Raw genomic sequence first — 17,016 nt, 5'->3', positions numbered from 1 at the left:
CGAACTCCTCCGGTCAGCCGCGCTGGTACTCCTCCCAGGTGACCTTCGTGACCGAGGGGCCGTCGTCGGCGCCGCGGCCGGCCAGGCCGTTCTGGCCCAGGTAGTAGTCGCCCGTCTGGTGCTGCGCGCCCGACGAGAGGTCCGGGTCGGAGATCGCCATCGCGTGGACGTGGTAGGCGAAACCCTGCGCCGGCGTGCGGTACCAGGCCGCGAACCCGACCTGGCGCAGCGCCTTGATCAGGTTCGTCCGGGTCGTGGCCGACATGCCGGACACCGAGATGTCCATCGCGCCGCCGCCGTCGTGCGTCCCGGCCGAAGCGTCGACGCCGCCGGGGTTGTACGAGCCCTGGGTCAGGCTCACCGTGATGCCGGCGATCTTCTCCGCGGCCAGCAGCATCGCCTTGGTGCGGGTGTTGATGGTGACGCCGCGGTAGGACACCCGGCTGCCCGCGGAAACCGGGCTCGTCACCGTGTAGCGGCCGTCGCCGAGCTTCTCCAGCGACGTCTTGCCCGGCAGCCCCGAGGCGTCGATCCCGGTGTAGCCCAAGGACTTCTGGTACTGCGAGTACGCCGTGATCGTCGTGGTGCCGAAGTACCCGTCGACGTACTTGGCCTCCAGCAGTCCCTTCGCCTGCAGCGCCTGCTCGACCAGCAGCACGCTGTCGTGCGCGCCCGGCGTCTGGGTGCTGTCGGCGCGGCGCGGGTCGATCTGGGCCGCCTTCAGCACGGCCTCCATGTTCGCCGTCGGAAGCGCCGTCGTGACCGCGGTTTCGGCTTGCGCCGGCGCGGCCACGACGAACGCCGCGGCGGTGAGTGCCGTCAACACGGCGGCCTTCGTGAACATCCCTGTTCCTCCATCGGTCGGATCCGGTTACGCCACCACGATCACCCGGCCGGATACAAGGGACGTACAAACGGCCTCCAATCACCCATTCGTGCTGATCCGGCAGTGCTCATTCGAAAACCGCGCAGACGCAGGCTGTTCGTCACGACGAAGACCGAGCTGACCGCCATCGCCGCCCCGGCGAGCATCGGGTTCAGCAGGCCCGCGGCGGCCAGCGGCAGCGCGGCGACGTTGTAGGCGAACGCCCAGAACAGGTTCCCCTTGATCGTGGCCAGCGTCCGGCGCGACAGCCGGATCGCGTCGGCCGCGGCACGCAGGTCGCCGCGCACCAGCGTCAGGTCCGCCGCCTCGATCGCGACATCGGTGCCGGTGCCCATGGCCAGCCCCAGGTCGGCCTGGGCGAGCGCGGCCGCGTCGTTGACGCCGTCGCCGGCCATCGCCACCACGCGTCCCTCGGCCTGCAGCCGCTTCACGACGTCGGCCTTCTCCCGCGGCAGCACCCCGGCGATCACCTGCTCGATGCCGACCTCGTCGGCGACCGCCCGTGCCGTCGCGGCGTTGTCACCGGTCAGCAGGATCGGCGTCAGGCCGAGGGCGCGCAGCCGCCGGACCGCTTCGGCCGACGTCGGCTTGACGGTGTCGGCCACGGCCAGCGTGCCGCGGACCTCGCCGTCCCAGGTCACCGCGACCGTGGTCAGCGCGGCATCGACGGCCGCCCGCCCGACGCTCACCGTGCGGCCCTCGACGACTCCGGTGACGCCCACCCCCGGCGTGCTGCGGAACTCCGAAACCGCAGGCAGCGCACCGAACCGCTCCCGGGCGGCGTCCGCGATCGCGCGGCCCACCGGGTGCTCGGAGGCGGCTTCGACGGCCCCCGCGAGCCGCAGGACCTCGCCGTCCCCCTCGGCCAGCGCCATCCGGCCGGTGGTCACGGTGCCGGTCTTGTCCAGCACGACGGTGTCGACGCGGCGGGTCGACTCCAGCACCTCCGGGCCCTTGATCAGGATGCCCAGCTGGGCGCCGCGGCCGGTGCCGACCAGCAGCGCCGTCGGCGTCGCGAGGCCGAGCGCGCACGGGCAGGCGATGATCAGCACCGCGACGGCGGCGGTGAACGCGGCCGACGGCGTCCCGCCCGCACCGAGCCAGAAGGCGAGCGTGGCCACGGCCAGCGCGACGACGATCGGCACGAACACCGCCGAAACGCGGTCCGCGAGCCGCTGGACCTGGGCTTTCCCGGTCTGCGCCTCCTCGACGAGCCGCGCGGTCCGCGCCAGCTGCGTGTCGGCGCCGACCCTCGTGGCCCGGACGACGAGGCGGCCGCCGACGTTGACCGTCGCGCCGGCCACCGCGTCCCCCGGCCCGACCTCGACCGGCACGCTCTCGCCGGTCAGCAGGCTCGCGTCGATCGCGGAGCCGCCGTCCTCGACGACGCCGTCGGTGGCCACCTTCTCTCCGGGCCGCACCACGAATCGGTCCCCGACGACCAGCTCACCGACCGGGATTCGCACCTCGCGGCCGTCACGCAGGACGGCGACGTCCTTGGCGCCGAGGTCCAGCAGGGCCCGCAACGCGGCACCGGCGCGGCGCTTGGCGCGGGCCTCGAAGTAGCGCCCGGCCAGGATGAACGTCGTGACGCCCGCGGCGACCTCGAGGTAGATCGCGCTGTCGCCGGACATCCGCTCGATGGTGAACTCGAACGGGTGACGCAGACCGGGTGTGCCCGCGCTGCCGAACAGCAGCGCGTAAACCGACCAGCCGAACGCGGCGACGGTGCCGAGCGAGATGAGCGTGTCCATCGTGGCGGCGCCGTGGCGCAGGTTCGCGAACGCGGCGCGGTGGAACGGCCACGCGCCCCAGACCAGCACCGGCGCGGCGAGGGTGAGCGAAATCCACTGCCAGTAGGTGAACTGCCACGCCGGCACCATCGCCAGGAGGACCACCGGCAGTGCGAGCACGGCCGAGGTGACGAGCCGCTGCCGCAGCGCGCGCGTGCCGTCGTCCTCTTCGGCTTCCGGCGGCTCGTCGGCGGGCAAGGTCGCGCCGTAGCCCGCCGCTTCGACCTGGGCTACAAGGTCCGACGGCTCGACGTCACCGGTGAAGTCGACCTTCGCCTTCTCGGTGGCGTAGTTGACGGTCGCCGTGACGCCGTCCAGCTTGTTGAGCTTGCGCTCGACGCGCATCGCGCAGGACGCGCAGGTCATGCCGGTGATCGCGAGTTCGACGGTCATCGCGGCTCCCCCGTTCCGGTGGTGAACTCGGCGGTGCGGACGACGTCGCCGTGGCGGAAGTCCAGGAACAGCCGGTAGGTCCCGGCCGACGGCACCTCGGCCAGGAAGGTGAGCCCGGGCCCGGCCGGGTGGACGTGCAGGTAGGCGAGGTCGCCGTCGCGGAGCGCGACGAGGTGCCCGGCCGCGCCGAGGTAGGGCTGCGGGGTCACCTCGTGGCCGTCCTTGGTCACTGTCGCGGTCAGCCGGGACGACTGCCCGGCGACGAGGTCGCCGTCGAGCCGGACGCGGTAGCCGTCGACCTCGGCGATCCGCGACTCCGGGTGTTCGACGGGCTGGAATGTTCCCGGCGCCTGGAGGTCGACGCCGAGGGTCAGCGGGTTCGCGCCGGTGGGCTTGAAGTCGGCGAAAGCGCGGTAGCTGCCCGCGTCGGCGACGGTGAGCGGGACGCTCCAGGTGCCGTCGGCGCCGAGGTCGGGGTGCAGGTGCTGGTAACCGGCGGTGTCCCGCCGGACGACGACGAAGTGCAGCCGTTTCTCGTGCTCGACGTCGAACGCGGTCACCGGCGCGCCGCCGGGCCCGGTGATCCGGAAGGTGAAACGGGTGGCCGCGCCCGGCGTCAGGGTCGTGCTCGCCGGGGTGAGGGTGTAGCCGTCCTCGGACGACGCCAGCCCGCCGGGCGGGTGCTCCGCCGCTTCGCCGTGCATGGCGTCCTCGCCGCCGTGCGCCTCGGCCTGGCCGGGGAACGGGCCGACGGCGGTCCCGAGGGCCCAGGCACCGCCGGCGACCAGGACGAGGGCCGTGGCGTAGGCGGAGAGCTTCACTGCGGTGTTCATGCCTCAGATATACCCTAGGGGGGTAGGGTAGGCAACGCCGTAACGAGGTGTAACCCCGGACACAGTCAGCTACGACACCGCTGGTCCAGCCGTGTTTCAGGGCGTCACGGAGAGTGGTGTCGGGGTACCACTGGACTCTCCCGTGTTCTTTTCGTAACCTGTTCGAGATCTCGCGGCCCCCGGCTGCCGACAGGTGGCGACGCGAGATCGCCGTCGATACCCCCCTGCCGGGTACCGGACCCCCACTCCGCGTGGCTCACCTGTTGCGGTCGAGCACGCACTCGTGGCGGGGCAGCGCGGACGAGGCCCCCGACTCGCCGCCCCGGTTCCCGAACGGCGGCTGATCAGCAAAGGAGACCCGCGCGACCGTGCATTCGCATCCCGTCAAGCGCGTGGTGTCCGGTGCCCTCGCGGCCGCCGCGGTGATCGCTGTGATCACCGTCGCGGACCCCGTGGCCACCGCCGCCCCCATCCCCGTCCTCCAGGCTCCGCCCACCGGGTCGGAAGCCCTGGCCAAGTACCGCGACCTCGCGGCACAGGCCGAGAAGCTCAACGAAGACCTGCTCAAGGCCCAGGACGACCTGAAGGCCAAGCAGGGTGAGCTCGACCAGGCCACCAACGACGTCAACGCGGCGAAGGCCGCCGGTGCCGAAGCCGCCGACGCGAAGCAGAAGTACCAGTCCCAGGTGGACAAGTTCGCCGGCGCGTCGTTCACCAGCGGCGTCCAGCTGAACAAGCTGTCCGCGCTGCTGGCCGGGACGTCCACTCAGGACTTCCTGGACCGGTCGTCGGCGCTCGAGGTCATCGCGACCGAGAAGAACGGCGCGATGGACAACCTCAGCGGTGCGGCCGAAAAGGCCAGGACCGCCGAGAAGACGGCGACGGACGCCGCGAAGAAGGCGACCGACGCCCGCGACGCGGCGGCCAAGCTGGCCTCGGACATCGAGGGCAAGAAGAAGAACCTGCAGACCCAGATCGACCAGATCGAGGCGCAGAGCAAGACCCTCAGCACCGCCGACAAGGCGGCGCAGAAGGACACCGGCGGCAAGGCCCCCACCGTCAAGGCGGCAACCGGGGCCGCCCAGACCGCGGTCAACGCGGCGCTGAGCAAGCTCGGCAGCGCCTACGTCTGGGGCGCCACCGGGCCGAGCACGTTCGACTGCTCGGGCCTGATGCAGTGGGCCTACAAGCAGGCCGGCATCTCGCTGCCGCGGAACTCGGCGGCGCAGGCGGGCTTCGGCACGCCGGTGTCGCGCGACCAGCTGCAGCCGGGCGACCTGGTCGCCTACTACTCCCCCGTGTCCCACATCGGGATGTACATCGGCGACGGCAAGATGGTCCACGCCCCCACCAGTGGTGACGTGGTCAAGATTTCCCCGCTGATGAGCGAGTACGCGGGAGCGACCCGCCCGACGGCCTGAGTGCCGCAGAGAATCCGTCCACAGTGGTGATTCCACCGCCGTGGGCGGATTTCGCGTTTCCGGGCGGGGTTTCCGGGGAAACTCCCCGCAATGGCCGAGAACCCCGTACCCGACGAAGCCACCCTCGACGCCGTGGGCAAGCTGACCGAAGCCCTGGAGACGATCGAGCGCGCGCGAGGCCACCTCTACGCGTTCCACCAGCAGACGGGCTGGGCGGATCTTCTTTTCGGCGACGCGGCGGACCGGCTGGAGAAGGCCGGCCACCCGGAGTGGGCGGCCCGGATCCGCGAGGAGCTGGTCGGCCTGAACGTCCTGGCCGACCGCTGGACGTTCCAGGTGGTCGAGGAGTACGACGACGGCTACTACAAGACGTCCCGCGACCTGGAGCGCGCGGTGCTGGCCGAGTTCACGGGCGGCCGCCGTCACCTGCAGGAACAGCAGATGAAGGACGCCCGCCGCACCCGCGGCCGCGCCGGCCACGAAGCCGGCCCGCCAAGCACCCCGCCGCCGGAAACTGTCGGTCCCGTGGGTTAAAGTCGATCGCAAGCGAACAGACGTTCGAACATCCGAATGGAGTGGTGATGACCGAACAGCCGGAACCCAACCCGGAGAAGGACCCGAGCGACTGGACCACCGGCGACGAGCCGATGACCGGGCCGCAGAAGTCCTACCTGCAGACCCTCGCCCAGGAGGCGGGGGAAGAAGTGCCCGAAAACTTGACGAAGGCGGAGGCCTCCAAGCGCATCGACGAGCTGCAACAGACAACGGGCCGCGGCGCCTGAGTGGCGTGCCCTGTGCGGGCGCCGCGATCCGAGCGGGCGCGCGGAAATGAGCGGGTGCTGCAGCAGAGGCGCGGCGTCTTCGGTGGGCTCAAGGCGGCCCGAGGTGGGCCCACAAGGGCTAGCCGAGCCAGGTTGGCGCTACAGCGGCTGAAGCTGATCGGCACCTGACCGGCCTCGAAGTGAGCTGAGCAAGCGCCGCGGCGGCCAAGCCAGCCCACAGCGGCCAGCTGAGCAGTTTGGCGGACTTGCAGCGGCTGAAGATGCTCGGGGCCGAGCGGCATAACGGGCTGGCTCGCGGCTTGGCCCGGTCTGCCGAGCTTGTCGGCCGCGGGCGACCCGGCCCGGATCGGCGAGCGCGCAGCCCTTGATTGGCCACAGCGCATGTAGTGACCTGCGCGCTCCAACCAAGACGAGCACACGGGCATTCTCAGTGCGCCAACCAGATGCGCAGCGGCTGAGCATACACAGGCAACTCGGCGGGTGCGGCAGCGAAGCTCAGGCGGCCTCGGGCAGCGCTGCCGCCCCGGTCACGCGTAGCAGGAACTCGGCGTTCGAGCCTGTCTTGCGGAGCTGGTCCAGCAGTTGCTCGACCGCGTGCGGGCCCTGCAGGGCCCGGCGGACGTCCCGCATGGCCGCGAGTTCGCCCGGGGTGACCAGCAGTTCCTCGCGCCGGGTGCCCGAGGCGGCCAAGTCGACTGCTGGGAAGACTCGGCGTTCTGCTGTGCGCCGGTCCAGCTTGAGCTCGGCGTTGCCGGTGCTCTTCAGCTCTTCGAAAAACACCGTGTCGGCGAGGGAGCCGGTTTCCACCAGGGCCGTCGCGATGATCGTGAGGGAGCCACCGCCCTCCACGTTCCTTGCGGCGCCGAGGATGCGCTTCATCGGCTGCAGCGCGGCCGCGTCGACGCCGCCGGACAGGGTGCGGCCGGAGGGGCGCGCCGAAAGGTTGTACGCGCGGCCGAGGCGGGTCAGGGAGTCGAGCAGCAGCACGACGTCTTCGCCGCGCTCCACCAGGCGTTTGGCTCGCTCGACCGCGAGTTCCGCGACCGCGACGTGCTCGGCGGGCGGCCGGTCGAAAGTGGACGCGATCACCTCCCCGCGCACGGTCCGGCTCAGTTCGGTGACCTCCTCCGGGCGCTCGTCGGCCAGGAGCACCATCAGCCGGCACTCGGGGTGGTTGGTGGCGATGCCGTGCGCGATTTCGCGCAGCACCGTGGTTTTCCCCGCCTTCGGCGGTGAGACGACCAGCGCGCGCTGGCCCTTGCCGATCGGGGTGACGAGGTCGATGACGCGGGTCAGCACCCGCGCCGGCGTGGTTTCGAGCAGCAGTCGCTCGTCCGGGTGCACCGGGACGAGGTCGTCGAAGTGCGGCCTCGATGCGGCCGGGTTGGCGCCGTCGACGCTGATGATTTCTTCGGCGGTGCCGGTGATTTCGTCGCCGGTGCGCAGCTTGTGCTTGCGGACGACGGCAAGCGGGAGGGTGACGTCGCCGTCGGCCCGCCGGTAGCCGGCGCGGACGAAGGCGGATTTTCCTTGTACGTCAAGGATTCCGTGAAAAGGCATGGTTTTACTCCTGAATGAGGGCACGGCCGAGAGGGGCCGTGAACGAAAGGAAAGAGGCCGATCGGCCTGGATCCGGGAGCTTCCTCCGGGCGGCCAGAGGGCCGACATCCGCGAGGAGCACCTTCACTGTAGCCGGAGTTTCCGCGGAGCACAACGCGTGAGAATCCGCGGCGGTGGGTAGGTCTCCTGGGGAACACGCCGAACGTCGCCGACGGATGGGAGCACATCGTGCAACGACACACCCCCGAACCCGAGGTCGACACCGTCTGGACCACCTCCCCCGGCCCCCTTCCCCAAGGAGCCGCGACCGTGGTCACCTCGACCTTCGAAGAGCTCGCGCCGGCACTGCCCAACGACGTCGCCGACCTGCGCCGGAAGCTGATCCGCTGGCTGTCCGAGCTGCCGCTCGACCCGGCGAGCACGCACGACATCACGCTGGCGACCTACGAGGCGCTGGCGAACGTGGCGGCCCACGCCTACCCGGACGGCCACGGCTGGGCCCGCCTGCAGGCGACCCGAGTGGGTGACGCGATCACGGTGACGGTCACCGACACGGGCTGCGGCATCCCGGCGACCCGCCCCCGCTCCGCAGCCCTGCGCACCTCGGGCGGCCGCGGCCTGCTGCTGATCGACAAGGTCACGGACCAGTCCGAGATCGACACCAGCGAGCAGGGCACCCGAGTCAGCATGACCTGGCGGCCAGCAGCCCTGCGGGACGCGGGAGCGGCCTGAGTCCGAGGCCGAGCAAGCCCGGCGGGCGTGCTTGGCGGCCTCACCAGGCACGGGCGCGGCCCGCAAACCGGGACGCATCTTCGGCGGATTTACGGCACGCGAGCAACGGCCGGAACCCGCAGCGACAAAGTGGCAGCAGGGACTGGTCTGAAGCCGGAGCGGCAAGCACGGCGGCCCCGCACAACCGGGACAGCCTGAAGCTCCGCAGCAAACCTTGGCGCCCTTAACGCACGCGGGAGCGACCTACAAGCGGAGCGGCAAGCACGGCACACCGGCTCCAATACCGGCAGAAAGCGTGGCCGCCGGCCTACGGACCTCTCGCCCCGTTCGGCGAAGCGACGAGCCGCGAGCCGCAGCCGCAAACTGGGGAATTGAGCAAGACAAAAGAACGCCGAGAACCGGGTCGATACCGTCAGTCACCCCGTCATCGCTCACCGAGAGCGTTGCGGTGTGTGACCAAGCCGCTAAAGCTGTGAAGCGCGGTGGGCCGGACCTCGGCCCACCGCGCTTCGGGGGAAACTCAGGCCGCGTTGGCCAGCCGGACCAGGCGGTTGCGCGGGTACGAAACCAGTTCGCGCTCCTCGTCCGTGGTGAAGATTTCGACGGAATCCCCCAGGATGTCCGCCGAATTCACCTGTAGCTGCCACGCGGGCAGCCCCGGCGCGGGCTCGTGCCAGAACCACTGGCCCTTGGTCAGCTGGTCCGCCGGGACCGTCGCGTCGTCCGTTTTCATGTCATGAGGCTAACCGTCACCACCGACACTTTTTGAACGGCCCGGTCGCACGGGCTCAGCCATGGGTGGCACCCACCGTGATCGTCAGCACGTCCGGGTCGCCCGCGAACACCGCGCCGCTGAAGTCCGGGCCCGGGCTGACGTCGTCGTACGGGAACGCATAGCCGCGGTTGTCGGGCAGCTTCGCGTGGACGATGCGGGCGTAGTGGTTCGTGACGTCACCCTGGTAGAACTTCGCCGGGTCCTCCGCCGTGGGCTGGTTGGCGTTGTCCAGCAGCGTCGTGCGGTTCAGCGCCGCCGCCAGGCGCGGGACGATGCTCTTGCGCGCGTCGCTCGCCCCCTGCGGGATGGCGAACGGGCCGCTGTCGCAGCTCCAGACGTCGGCCGTGGCCGGCTTCGCGAACGACTCGGCCCCGAACACCAGCTGGCCGCCGGAGACGCGCCCGGTGAACGTGCCCAGCCCCGGGTTCTGCGAGTCCACCACGAGGTCCGTGCCCTCGTACTTCTGCCAGACCTGGTCGATGTAGCCGTCGAGGTAGCCGCCGAACTGGTCGGCGTGGTGGTGCGGCGACAGCGCGCGCAGGTTCCCGCCGCCGCCGGTCTGCACCAGCCCCGGCCAGTTCCCGCCCAACGCCGACAGCTCCGAAGAGATCGCGTCCAGCGAGCCCGAGGGCAGCCCGTTGACGGTCTTCGTGCCCGAGCCGGACGTCGTCAGCGACAGCCCCATCGGGATGCCGACGAAGTCGACGTAGCTGATGTTGGCGAACAGCTGCTCGTCGTTGAACGTGAACTCGCTGAACGACCAGTTCTTCTGGAAGTTCGGGTCGTCCGGGTTCAGGAAGCTCGGGTGCACCAGGGCCGGCCCCGGGTCGAGGAAGAAGTCCAGCTTCGCGTCCGTGACGACGTACACCCGCGCGCCGCCCATCTTGGGCACGGAGACCTGGGCCCCGGAACCGACCGGGATGGCGCAGTCCTCCGGCAGCGGCGTGTGCGCGGCGCCGGGCGAGTCCGGGTAGTACGGCGAACCGTCGGCGCGCAGCAGGACCAGCCGGCCGTCGGGAGTCGTGCCGGTGACGTAGGCGTACACGGTTCCGGAGCCGGAGTTGTTCACCAGCTTCAGGCCGAAGGTCGCGGGCGTGGCCGCGGACGCCGTGCGTGCGGCCAGGGGCAGCACGGTGGCGGTGGCGAGCGTGGCCGCCGAGAGGCTCAGGAACGAGCGGCGCGAAATCATGTCGTCCTCCACTTTGAGGGCTAACGGAAACACGCGGCGTGCTCCATAATGGACGCACCAGCCGCGCTCGCAGTTCGTTGTGGACGCCAACAAACTATGACCGCCGCCCAGGGGCCTGACAACCCCTCCAAGGTAGGTCTAGACCACCGTCGCATCCAGCGCGCGCGATGCCCCGCGCGGAATTTTTTCAAACAATCCCGGTGCGGCACTGCCCCCGGGTACCGGGTCACGGGTAATTCCGGGCAGGGGCCTTGACTTCCCCGGAAACCACGAGTGACAGTGGACGGCCTCGCAGGTGGACGCCTCCCCTTTTCCGGCAAGATACAGAGAAAGCGGACCCCATGCAGCCCAGCAAGCGTTTCCTGCGCCTGACCGCCGTGATGGCAACGTTATCACTGCCCTTCCTCGCGCCCGCGACGACGTCCGCCGCGGAGACCTGGACCACCGTGTTCCAGGACGACTTCGACGGCGCCGCCGGCACCGGCCTGAACACCCAGGACTGGCTCTACGACAAGGGAACCGGCTACCCGGGCGGCGCGGGCGCCTGGGGCACCGGCGAGATCGAGACGGCGACGGACTCGACCGGGAACGTCTACCACGACGGCGCGGGCCACCTCGCCATCAAGCCGGTGCGCGACGCCGCGGGCAACTGGACGTCCGGGCGGATCGAGACGCAGCGGACCGACTTCGGCGCCCCGGCCGGCGGGCAGGCGGAGATCAGCGCGACGCTGAAGCAGCCGTCCCCGGCGAGCGGGCTCGGCTACTGGCCGGCGTTCTGGGCCATGGGCGCCGACGCGCGGCCGGTCGGCGCGACGAACTGGCCGAGCATCGGCGAGCTCGACATCATGGAGGACGTCAACGCGCTCAGCAAGCACTCCACGACGTTCCACTGTGGACAGTGGCAGGGCGAGTGCCACGACCCGGACGGCATCACGAGCGACCTGCAGGACTGCCCGGGCTGTCAGGACGGCTACCACTCCTACTCGGTCGTGATCGACCGCCGGGACGCCGCCGCCGAAGAGCTGCGCTTCTACCTCGACGGCAACCAGACCTACTCCGTGAAGCAGAACCAGGTGTCCGACGCGACCTGGAAGGCCGCCGTCGACCACGGGTTCTTCGTCATCTTCGACGTCGCCATCGGCGGCTCGTACCCGAACAAGGTCTGCGGCTGCACGAGCCCGTCCGCCGACATCACCCCGGGCGCCGAAATGAGCATCGACTCGCTCTCGGTGAAGGTCGGCACCAGCTGACGCTAGGCTGGCGCGATGAGCGTCCGGCACACCGTCATCGACTCGCCCGTGGGACCGCTGACCCTGGTCGGCGAGGGTGCCGCGCTGCTCGGCCTCTACTTCGACGGCCACCTGCGCACCCCGCGCCTCACCGACCACGGGCCCCGGGTCGACGACGGCTTCGAAGCCGCGGAGGCGCAGCTCGCCGAGTACTTCGCGGGCACGCGGCGCGAGTTCGACCTCGAGCTCGCGCCGCGTGGCTCGGCGTTCGAGAAGCAGGTCTGGGCGTTGCTGACGAAGATCCCGTACGGCGAGACCCGCACCTACGGGCAGCTGGCCGCCGAGCTGGGCGACCCCGGCGCCGCGCAGGCGGTCGGGAACGCCAACGGCTGGAACCCGATCAGCGTGATCGTGCCGTGCCACCGCGTGGTCGGCACGAGCGGCGGCCTGACCGGGTACGCCGGTGGCCTCACCCGCAAGCGGTTCCTCCTGAGCCTGGAGGAACCGCCCGCGGACGAGGTCGGCCGGTTGTTCTAGCTCGCCGAGCAGGTCACGGTCGGCGCCGTCAGGTTCCCGCCGTGCTCGACGGTGAACCCGATGACGTTGCCGCTCCCGTTGGGCCGCGCGGTCAGCACGTACCCGGTGCTGTCCCAGGTGCCGGTGTAGTTCCAGCTGCCGATGACCTTCTGGGGTGCGTGGAAGGTGATCGTGAGCACCCAGCTGTTCGAGCCGGACACCGAAACCTGCCCGTTGAAGCCGACGTTCCACTCCGCGGTCTTGGTGTAGGTCCCGGTGCACCCGCCCGACGGCGGCGGGGTCGTGGTGGTCGGCGGCGGTGTGGTCGTCGTGGGCGGCGGTGTGGTGGTGCCGCCGTTCAGCGCGTCGAGGACCGCGGTGTAGGCGGCCTTCTTGTTTCCGCTGCCGTCGAACAGCAGCGGCGTGGCCGACGCGCGCCAGGAGTCGGTGTCCCGGATGCCCCACACCGTCATGCCGTTGCAGCGGGCCACGGCGACGCAGGCCTTGGTCACCGTGGAGAAGCTGTTCGCCTGCGCGGTGCCCGAACCTTCGATGTCCAGCTCGGTGATCTGGACGTCCACGCCGAGGCTCGCGAAGTTCTGCAGCGTGGTCTGGTAGTTCGACGGCACCGGGCTGTTGCTGTTGAAGTGCGACTGGAAGCCGACGCAGTCGATCGGCACCCCGCGGCTCTCGAAGTCCTGGACCATGCGGTACACGGCCTGGGTCTTCGCCTGGCCCCAGTCGTCGGTGTTGTAGTCGTTGTAGCAGAGCTTCGCGCCCGGGTCGGCCGCCCGCGCGGCGCGGAACGCCGCCTCGATCCAGTCGTTGCCGGTGCGCTGCAGGTTGGAGTCGCGGCGGGCGCCGGAACTGCCGTCCGCGAACGCCTCGTTCACCACGTCCCACGAGTAGAGCTGGCCGCGGTAGTGGGTTGCGACCTGCGTGACGTGGTTGAGCATCGCCGTGCGCAGCGCCGAGCCCTCCATGCCCTGCATCCAGCCGGGCTGCTGCGAGTGCCAGGCCAGCGTGTGCCCGCGGACCTGCGCACCCTGACTCTTCGCCTGGGCCACGATCCGGTCGGCGTTGGTGTAGGAGAACTGGCCCTGGTTCGGCTCGGTCGCGTCGATCTTCATCTCGTTCTCGGGCGTGATCATGCTGAACTCACGGCTCAGGATCCCGGTGTAGACGCTGTCCGAGAGCTTGCTCGCCGAGACGGCCGTGCCGAAGTACCGGCCGGTCCGCGCCGCCGCGCCGCCCAGGGTCGTCCCGGCGGGCGGGGCCGACGTCGTCGTGGTCGGCGGCGGCGTGGTGGTCGTGCCGCCGCTGTTCAGGCCGAGGAACGAGATCGCGTACCCGACCATGCCGCTCTGCGGCAGCGTGTGCCCGGCACCCTGGACGCTGATCGCCTCGACCGGCGCCTGGACGCCGGTGCCGCCGTAGCGGGCGCGGGTCCAGCCGGACTGCGGCTGGTCGGTCACCGACGCCGTCTGGCTGACCCCGGCGAGGTTGGTCCACTGCTTGACCTCTTCGCCGAAGTTCGGGTAGCGCAGGGTGTCGTCGGCGGTGCCGTGCCACAGCTGCATCCGGGGGAACGGGCCGCTGCGGCCGCCGCTCATCTGGCGGGCCTGGTCGCCCCACTGCTGCGCGGTCTTGCTCACCTGGCCGTTGGCGCACTGGGAGTTCCAGCCCGATCCGTCGGTGGTGGCGAAGCAGCCGGCGGGCACGCCCATGAACGCCGAGCCGGCGGCGAACACGTCCGGGTACTCGGCCGCGAGCACGTTCGTCATCATCGCGCCCGAGGAGAACCCGGTGACGTAGACCCGGGACGGATCGACGTTGTAGTGCTGCTTCGCGTAGTCGACCATCGACAGGATGCCGACCGGGTCGCTGCCGCCGCCGCGGGTCAGGGCCTGCTGCGACGAAACGTCGAAGCAGGTGCCGCTGCGCGTGGCCTCCGGGAACACGATGACGTAGCCGTACTGGTCGGCCGCGGTGACGTAGTCGCGGGCGTAGCCGTTGAAGACCGCCGAGGCCGAGCCGGTGCAGTAGTGGAGCGCGACCAGCAGCGCCGGCTTGGCCGCCACCCGGTCCGGGACGTAGGCGTACATGTTCAGGTTGCTGGGGTTGGTGCCGAAGTTCGTCACGCGGGTCAGCGACGCCGCGGACGCGGGCTGCGCGGCGAGCAGCACGACCGCGGCGACCACCGGCACGACGGCGGCCAGCAGCACAGTGAGCAGTCTTCTCACTGGGGTTCCTTTCGGGGAGCAGGGCGCGCGCAGCAAGGACGATCGTTGGCCGCCACCGGCGAGCCGGTCAACGAGTTTCGCCACGTTTCGGAACCTTTCGACCGCGCTCCGGAACCGATCGGCCGGGGCGGCCCGGTTCTGAGAGGATCAGCCGATGACCGCGCTGCTCCTGGGCCCCCTCCTCCGGCACGTCGACGACACCTCGGCGACGATCTGGGTCGAGACGGACGGCCCGTGCGAGGTCGGCGCCGGCGACGCCTCGGCCCGCACGTTCGAGGTCGCCGGCCACCACTACGCCCTCGTCGTGCTCACCGGCCTCGAGCCGGCGCGGAGCACGCCGTACGAGGTCCGGCTCGACGGCGACGTCGTCTGGCCCGAGCCCGGCGGTGACCTGCCGCCGAGCCGGATCCGCACCCTCTCCCCCGGCGACTCCCGCTTCCGGCTGGTGTTCGGCTCCTGCCGCAAGCCGCGTGAGCAGGACGCACTGGGCCAGGACGCGCTCGCCGCGTACGCGCGCCGCATGGCCCGGCTCGACGAGGAGGAGTGGCCGGAGTCGCTGGTGCTGCTCGGTGACCAGGTCTACGCCGACGAGACGACCGAAGACACGCAGAAGTGGCTCGCGAGCCGGCGTGACACCGCTAAGGCGCCCGGCACCGAGGTCGCCGACTTCGAGGAGTACTGCCACCTCTACTCCGAGGCCTGGTCCGACCCGGCGGTGCGCTGGCTGCTGTCCACGCTGCCGACGTCGATGATCTTCGACGACCACGACGTCCGCGACGACTGGAACACCTCGCAGGCCTGGCGGGCGGAGATGGCCCGCACGTCGTGGTGGCCGGAACGGATCCGGGGCGCGCTGGTGTCGTACTGGATCTACCAGCACCTGGGCAACCTCGGCCCGGACGAGCTGGCCGGTGACAAGACCTTCCAGCAGGTCACGACGTCCGGGACGGACAACGCGGAGCTGCTGCGGGCCTTCGCCGACCACGCCGACCGGGAGGCCGACGGCGCCAAGGGCACCCGCTGGTCCTACCGGCGCGACTTCGGCCCGGTCCGGCTGCTCGTGATCGACTCGCGGGCCGGGCGGATCCTCGACGGCGGCGTGCGCTCGATGATCGGCGAGGACGAGTTCGCCTGGATCGAACAGCAGGCCGCCGGCGAGTTCGACCACCTGCTGGTCGGCACGTCGCTGCCGTGGCTGCTGCCCACCGCGCTGTCGTACGCCCAGTCGGTCAACGAGCGTCTCTGCGAGCGGCGGGGCCTCCTCGGCCGGGCGGCCGAGTGGTTCCGGCAGTTCGCCGACCTCGAGCACTGGCCGGCGTTCCGCGCTTCGTTCGACAGGCTGGGCAAGCTCCTGGCCCGGGTCGCCGACGACGGCGCGGCCTCGGTCAACGTGCTCTCCGGCGACGTCCACCACGCCTACGTCGCGCGGGCCGAGTTCCCGGTGGGCCACGCCGCGCCGGTGCACCAGCTCACCTGCTCGCCGATGCACAACACCGTGCCCTGGTACATGAACCGCGTGTTCCGGCTCGGCTGGGCGCGGTGGCTGACCGGGCTGACCGGGTGGTTCGCGCGCCGGGCCGGCGTCCCGCCCACGGACCTGACGTGGAGCTGCGTTTCGGGGCCGCACTTCGGCAACGCCGTGATGACGCTGGACGTCGACGGGCGCACCGCGTGGGCCACGCTGCAGCAGCCCGACGGTGACGGGCTCGCCGACGGGGCGACGATCCGGCTCACCTGAGGGTGGGTGCGGCGCGGCCACCCTCCCCCGCCGGATCCGGGTTAGCCTCGGATCATGGCCAGGGAAAACGCGCTCGGGGAGTTCCTCCGGGCCCGCCGCGCGCAGGTGCGCCCGGCCGATCTCGGCCTGCCCGCCGGGAGCGGGCGCCGGGTCGCGGGCCTGCGCCGCGAAGAGGTCGCGCTGCTGGCGGGCGTCAGCACCGACTACTACGTGCGGCTGGAGCAGGGCCGCGAACGGCACCCGTCGGCGCAGGTGCTCGACGCGCTGGCGCGGGCGCTGGACCTGGACGGCGAGGCCACCGACCACCTGCACCGGCTGGGCCGCCCGGCCGCGGCGCCCCGGCGCCGGCCGCGACGGCGTGAACAGGTCGGCCCGAACCTGCTGCGGCTGATGGACGGCTGGCCGGGCACCCCCGCCGTCGTCCTCGGCCGGTGCCTGACCGTGCTGGCGCACAACGCGCTGGGGAAGGCGCTGTTCGACGGGCACACCCACAGCGGCGACCTGGTCCGGCTGGTGTTTCTCGACCCGGACGCGCGCGAGTTCTACCCGGACTGGGAGCGCGTCGCGGTCAACACCGTCGGCGGCCTGCGGGCGGCGGCCGGGATCGACCCCGACGACCCCCGGCTGATCGAGACGGTCGGCGAGCTGTCGGTCAAGAGCGAGGCGTTCCGCACGCTGTGGGCGCGCCACGACATCCGGCAGAAAACCCAGGAGACCAAACGGTTCCGCCACCGGCTGGTCGGCGAGCTGACCCTGAGCTACGAGGCGCTGACGGTGAACAGCGCGCCCGGGCAGCAGCTGGTCGTCTACCAGGCGGAACCGGGCAGCCCGTCGGAAGCGGCGTTGACGCTGCTGGGCAGCCTGACCGCCGAAAGCGCTCCACAGAACGTCAACCGCTGATTTTATTCCACAATGGACAGTTTGTT

General features: G+C 71.0%; 15 protein-coding genes. 8 read left to right on the top strand and 7 right to left on the bottom strand.

The window, feature by feature from the left end; translation table 11 throughout:
- Positions 1 to 13: 13 nt before the first annotated feature.
- Genes VA596_RS11610 through VA596_RS11600 form a run of 3 tightly spaced genes read right to left on the bottom strand, consistent with a single transcriptional unit; the run spans position 14 to position 3,905 of the window.
- Entirely contained in the window at positions 14 to 844 is an 831-nt protein-coding gene (locus tag VA596_RS11610) for a peptidoglycan-binding protein (protein WP_323326096.1), read from the bottom strand.
- A gap of 41 nt (positions 845 to 885) precedes the next feature.
- A complete protein-coding gene (locus VA596_RS11605; RefSeq protein WP_323326094.1) occupies positions 886 to 3,072 on the bottom strand; it encodes a heavy metal translocating P-type ATPase in 2,187 nt (728 codons plus the stop codon).
- Positions 3,069 to 3,905 (bottom strand): hypothetical protein, encoded by an 837-nt coding sequence (locus tag VA596_RS11600; RefSeq protein ID WP_323326091.1) that lies wholly within the window; start codon positions 3,903 to 3,905, stop codon positions 3,069 to 3,071. The genes VA596_RS11605 and VA596_RS11600 overlap by 4 nt, the downstream gene beginning before the upstream one ends.
- Before the next feature lie 368 nt (positions 3,906 to 4,273).
- On the opposite strand from VA596_RS11600, the gene VA596_RS11595 reads away from it, so the two are divergent.
- The 3 genes from VA596_RS11595 (at position 4,274) to VA596_RS11585 (ending at position 6,108) form a co-directional block, all read left to right on the top strand.
- A complete protein-coding gene (locus VA596_RS11595; protein WP_323326089.1) occupies positions 4,274 to 5,326 on the top strand; it encodes a C40 family peptidase in 1,053 nt (350 codons plus the stop codon).
- A gap of 90 nt (positions 5,327 to 5,416) precedes the next feature.
- The gene (locus VA596_RS11590; RefSeq protein WP_323326087.1) at positions 5,417 to 5,860 is read left to right on the top strand and encodes a hypothetical protein; all 444 of its coding nucleotides are present in this window, start codon (positions 5,417 to 5,419) and stop codon (positions 5,858 to 5,860) included.
- Between the two features lie 47 nt (positions 5,861 to 5,907).
- Positions 5,908 to 6,108: a DUF3072 domain-containing protein gene (locus VA596_RS11585; protein ID WP_323326085.1), complete on the top strand. Its 201-nt coding sequence runs from the start codon at positions 5,908 to 5,910 to the stop codon at positions 6,106 to 6,108.
- A 495-nt stretch (positions 6,109 to 6,603) separates the two neighbouring features.
- Here the strand turns inward: VA596_RS11585 and rho are convergent, their stop codons facing one another.
- On the bottom strand, positions 6,604 to 7,668 hold the full coding sequence (gene rho, locus VA596_RS11580) for a transcription termination factor Rho (RefSeq protein WP_323326083.1): 1,065 nt from the start codon (positions 7,666 to 7,668) through the stop codon (positions 6,604 to 6,606).
- A 228-nt stretch (positions 7,669 to 7,896) separates the two neighbouring features.
- Between rho and VA596_RS11575 the strand changes: the two genes are divergently transcribed.
- Positions 7,897 to 8,400, top strand: coding sequence for an ATP-binding protein (locus tag VA596_RS11575; RefSeq protein WP_323326081.1), 504 nt, complete (start codon positions 7,897 to 7,899; stop codon positions 8,398 to 8,400).
- Positions 8,401 to 8,920: 520 nt separating this feature from the next.
- Here VA596_RS11575 and VA596_RS11570 read toward each other — a convergent pair.
- Both VA596_RS11570 and VA596_RS11565 read right to left on the bottom strand, forming a co-directional pair.
- A complete protein-coding gene (locus VA596_RS11570; RefSeq protein WP_323326079.1) occupies positions 8,921 to 9,133 on the bottom strand; it encodes a hypothetical protein in 213 nt (70 codons plus the stop codon).
- 55 nt (positions 9,134 to 9,188) lie between these two features.
- Entirely contained in the window at positions 9,189 to 10,364 is a 1,176-nt protein-coding gene (locus VA596_RS11565; protein WP_323326077.1) for a glycoside hydrolase family 64 protein, read from the bottom strand.
- Between the two features lie 341 nt (positions 10,365 to 10,705).
- Between VA596_RS11565 and VA596_RS11560 the strand changes: the two genes are divergently transcribed.
- Positions 10,706 to 11,614, top strand: coding sequence for a glycoside hydrolase family 16 protein (locus tag VA596_RS11560; RefSeq protein WP_323326075.1), 909 nt, complete (start codon positions 10,706 to 10,708; stop codon positions 11,612 to 11,614).
- 15 nt (positions 11,615 to 11,629) lie between these two features.
- On the top strand, positions 11,630 to 12,130 hold the full coding sequence (locus VA596_RS11555) for a methylated-DNA--[protein]-cysteine S-methyltransferase (RefSeq protein ID WP_323326073.1): 501 nt from the start codon (positions 11,630 to 11,632) through the stop codon (positions 12,128 to 12,130).
- Here the strand turns inward: VA596_RS11555 and VA596_RS11550 are convergent.
- Positions 12,127 to 14,352 (bottom strand): extracellular catalytic domain type 1 short-chain-length polyhydroxyalkanoate depolymerase, encoded by a 2,226-nt coding sequence (locus VA596_RS11550; RefSeq protein ID WP_323326071.1) that lies wholly within the window; start codon positions 14,350 to 14,352, stop codon positions 12,127 to 12,129. The two genes, VA596_RS11555 and VA596_RS11550, sit on opposite strands and share 4 nt — an antisense overlap.
- A 154-nt stretch (positions 14,353 to 14,506) precedes the next feature.
- Here VA596_RS11550 and VA596_RS11545 point away from each other — a divergent pair, with 154 nt between their 5' ends.
- Together VA596_RS11545 and VA596_RS11540 are read left to right on the top strand one after the other, a co-directional pair.
- On the top strand, positions 14,507 to 16,090 hold the full coding sequence (locus tag VA596_RS11545) for an alkaline phosphatase D family protein (RefSeq protein WP_323326069.1): 1,584 nt from the start codon (positions 14,507 to 14,509) through the stop codon (positions 16,088 to 16,090).
- 54 nt (positions 16,091 to 16,144) lie between these two features.
- A complete protein-coding gene (locus tag VA596_RS11540; RefSeq protein WP_323326067.1) occupies positions 16,145 to 16,990 on the top strand; it encodes a helix-turn-helix transcriptional regulator in 846 nt (281 codons plus the stop codon).
- The last annotated feature ends 26 nt before the right edge of the window (positions 16,991 to 17,016 follow it).

The organism is Amycolatopsis heterodermiae (assembly GCF_034929455.1).
Classification (GTDB): domain Bacteria; phylum Actinomycetota; class Actinomycetes; order Mycobacteriales; family Pseudonocardiaceae; genus Amycolatopsis; species Amycolatopsis heterodermiae.
This window is presented reverse-complemented; position numbering and strand designations above follow the sequence as displayed.

Coding starts and splice junctions, on each gene's coding strand:
- VA596_RS11610 (WP_323326096.1), bottom strand. CDS start 844: ATGTTCACGAAGGCCGCCGTGTTGACGGCACTCACCGCCGCGGCGTTC.
- VA596_RS11605 (WP_323326094.1), bottom strand. CDS start 3,072: ATGACCGTCGAACTCGCGATCACCGGCATGACCTGCGCGTCCTGCGCG.
- VA596_RS11600 (WP_323326091.1), bottom strand. CDS start 3,905: ATGAACACCGCAGTGAAGCTCTCCGCCTACGCCACGGCCCTCGTCCTG.
- VA596_RS11590 (WP_323326087.1), top strand. CDS start 5,417: ATGGCCGAGAACCCCGTACCCGACGAAGCCACCCTCGACGCCGTGGGC.
- VA596_RS11585 (WP_323326085.1), top strand. CDS start 5,908: ATGACCGAACAGCCGGAACCCAACCCGGAGAAGGACCCGAGCGACTGG.
- rho (WP_323326083.1), bottom strand. CDS start 7,668: ATGCCTTTTCACGGAATCCTTGACGTACAAGGAAAATCCGCCTTCGTC.
- VA596_RS11570 (WP_323326079.1), bottom strand. CDS start 9,133: ATGAAAACGGACGACGCGACGGTCCCGGCGGACCAGCTGACCAAGGGC.
- VA596_RS11565 (WP_323326077.1), bottom strand. CDS start 10,364: ATGATTTCGCGCCGCTCGTTCCTGAGCCTCTCGGCGGCCACGCTCGCC.
- VA596_RS11560 (WP_323326075.1), top strand. CDS start 10,706: ATGCAGCCCAGCAAGCGTTTCCTGCGCCTGACCGCCGTGATGGCAACG.
- VA596_RS11555 (WP_323326073.1), top strand. CDS start 11,630: ATGAGCGTCCGGCACACCGTCATCGACTCGCCCGTGGGACCGCTGACC.
- VA596_RS11545 (WP_323326069.1), top strand. CDS start 14,507: ATGACCGCGCTGCTCCTGGGCCCCCTCCTCCGGCACGTCGACGACACC.
- VA596_RS11540 (WP_323326067.1), top strand. CDS start 16,145: ATGGCCAGGGAAAACGCGCTCGGGGAGTTCCTCCGGGCCCGCCGCGCG.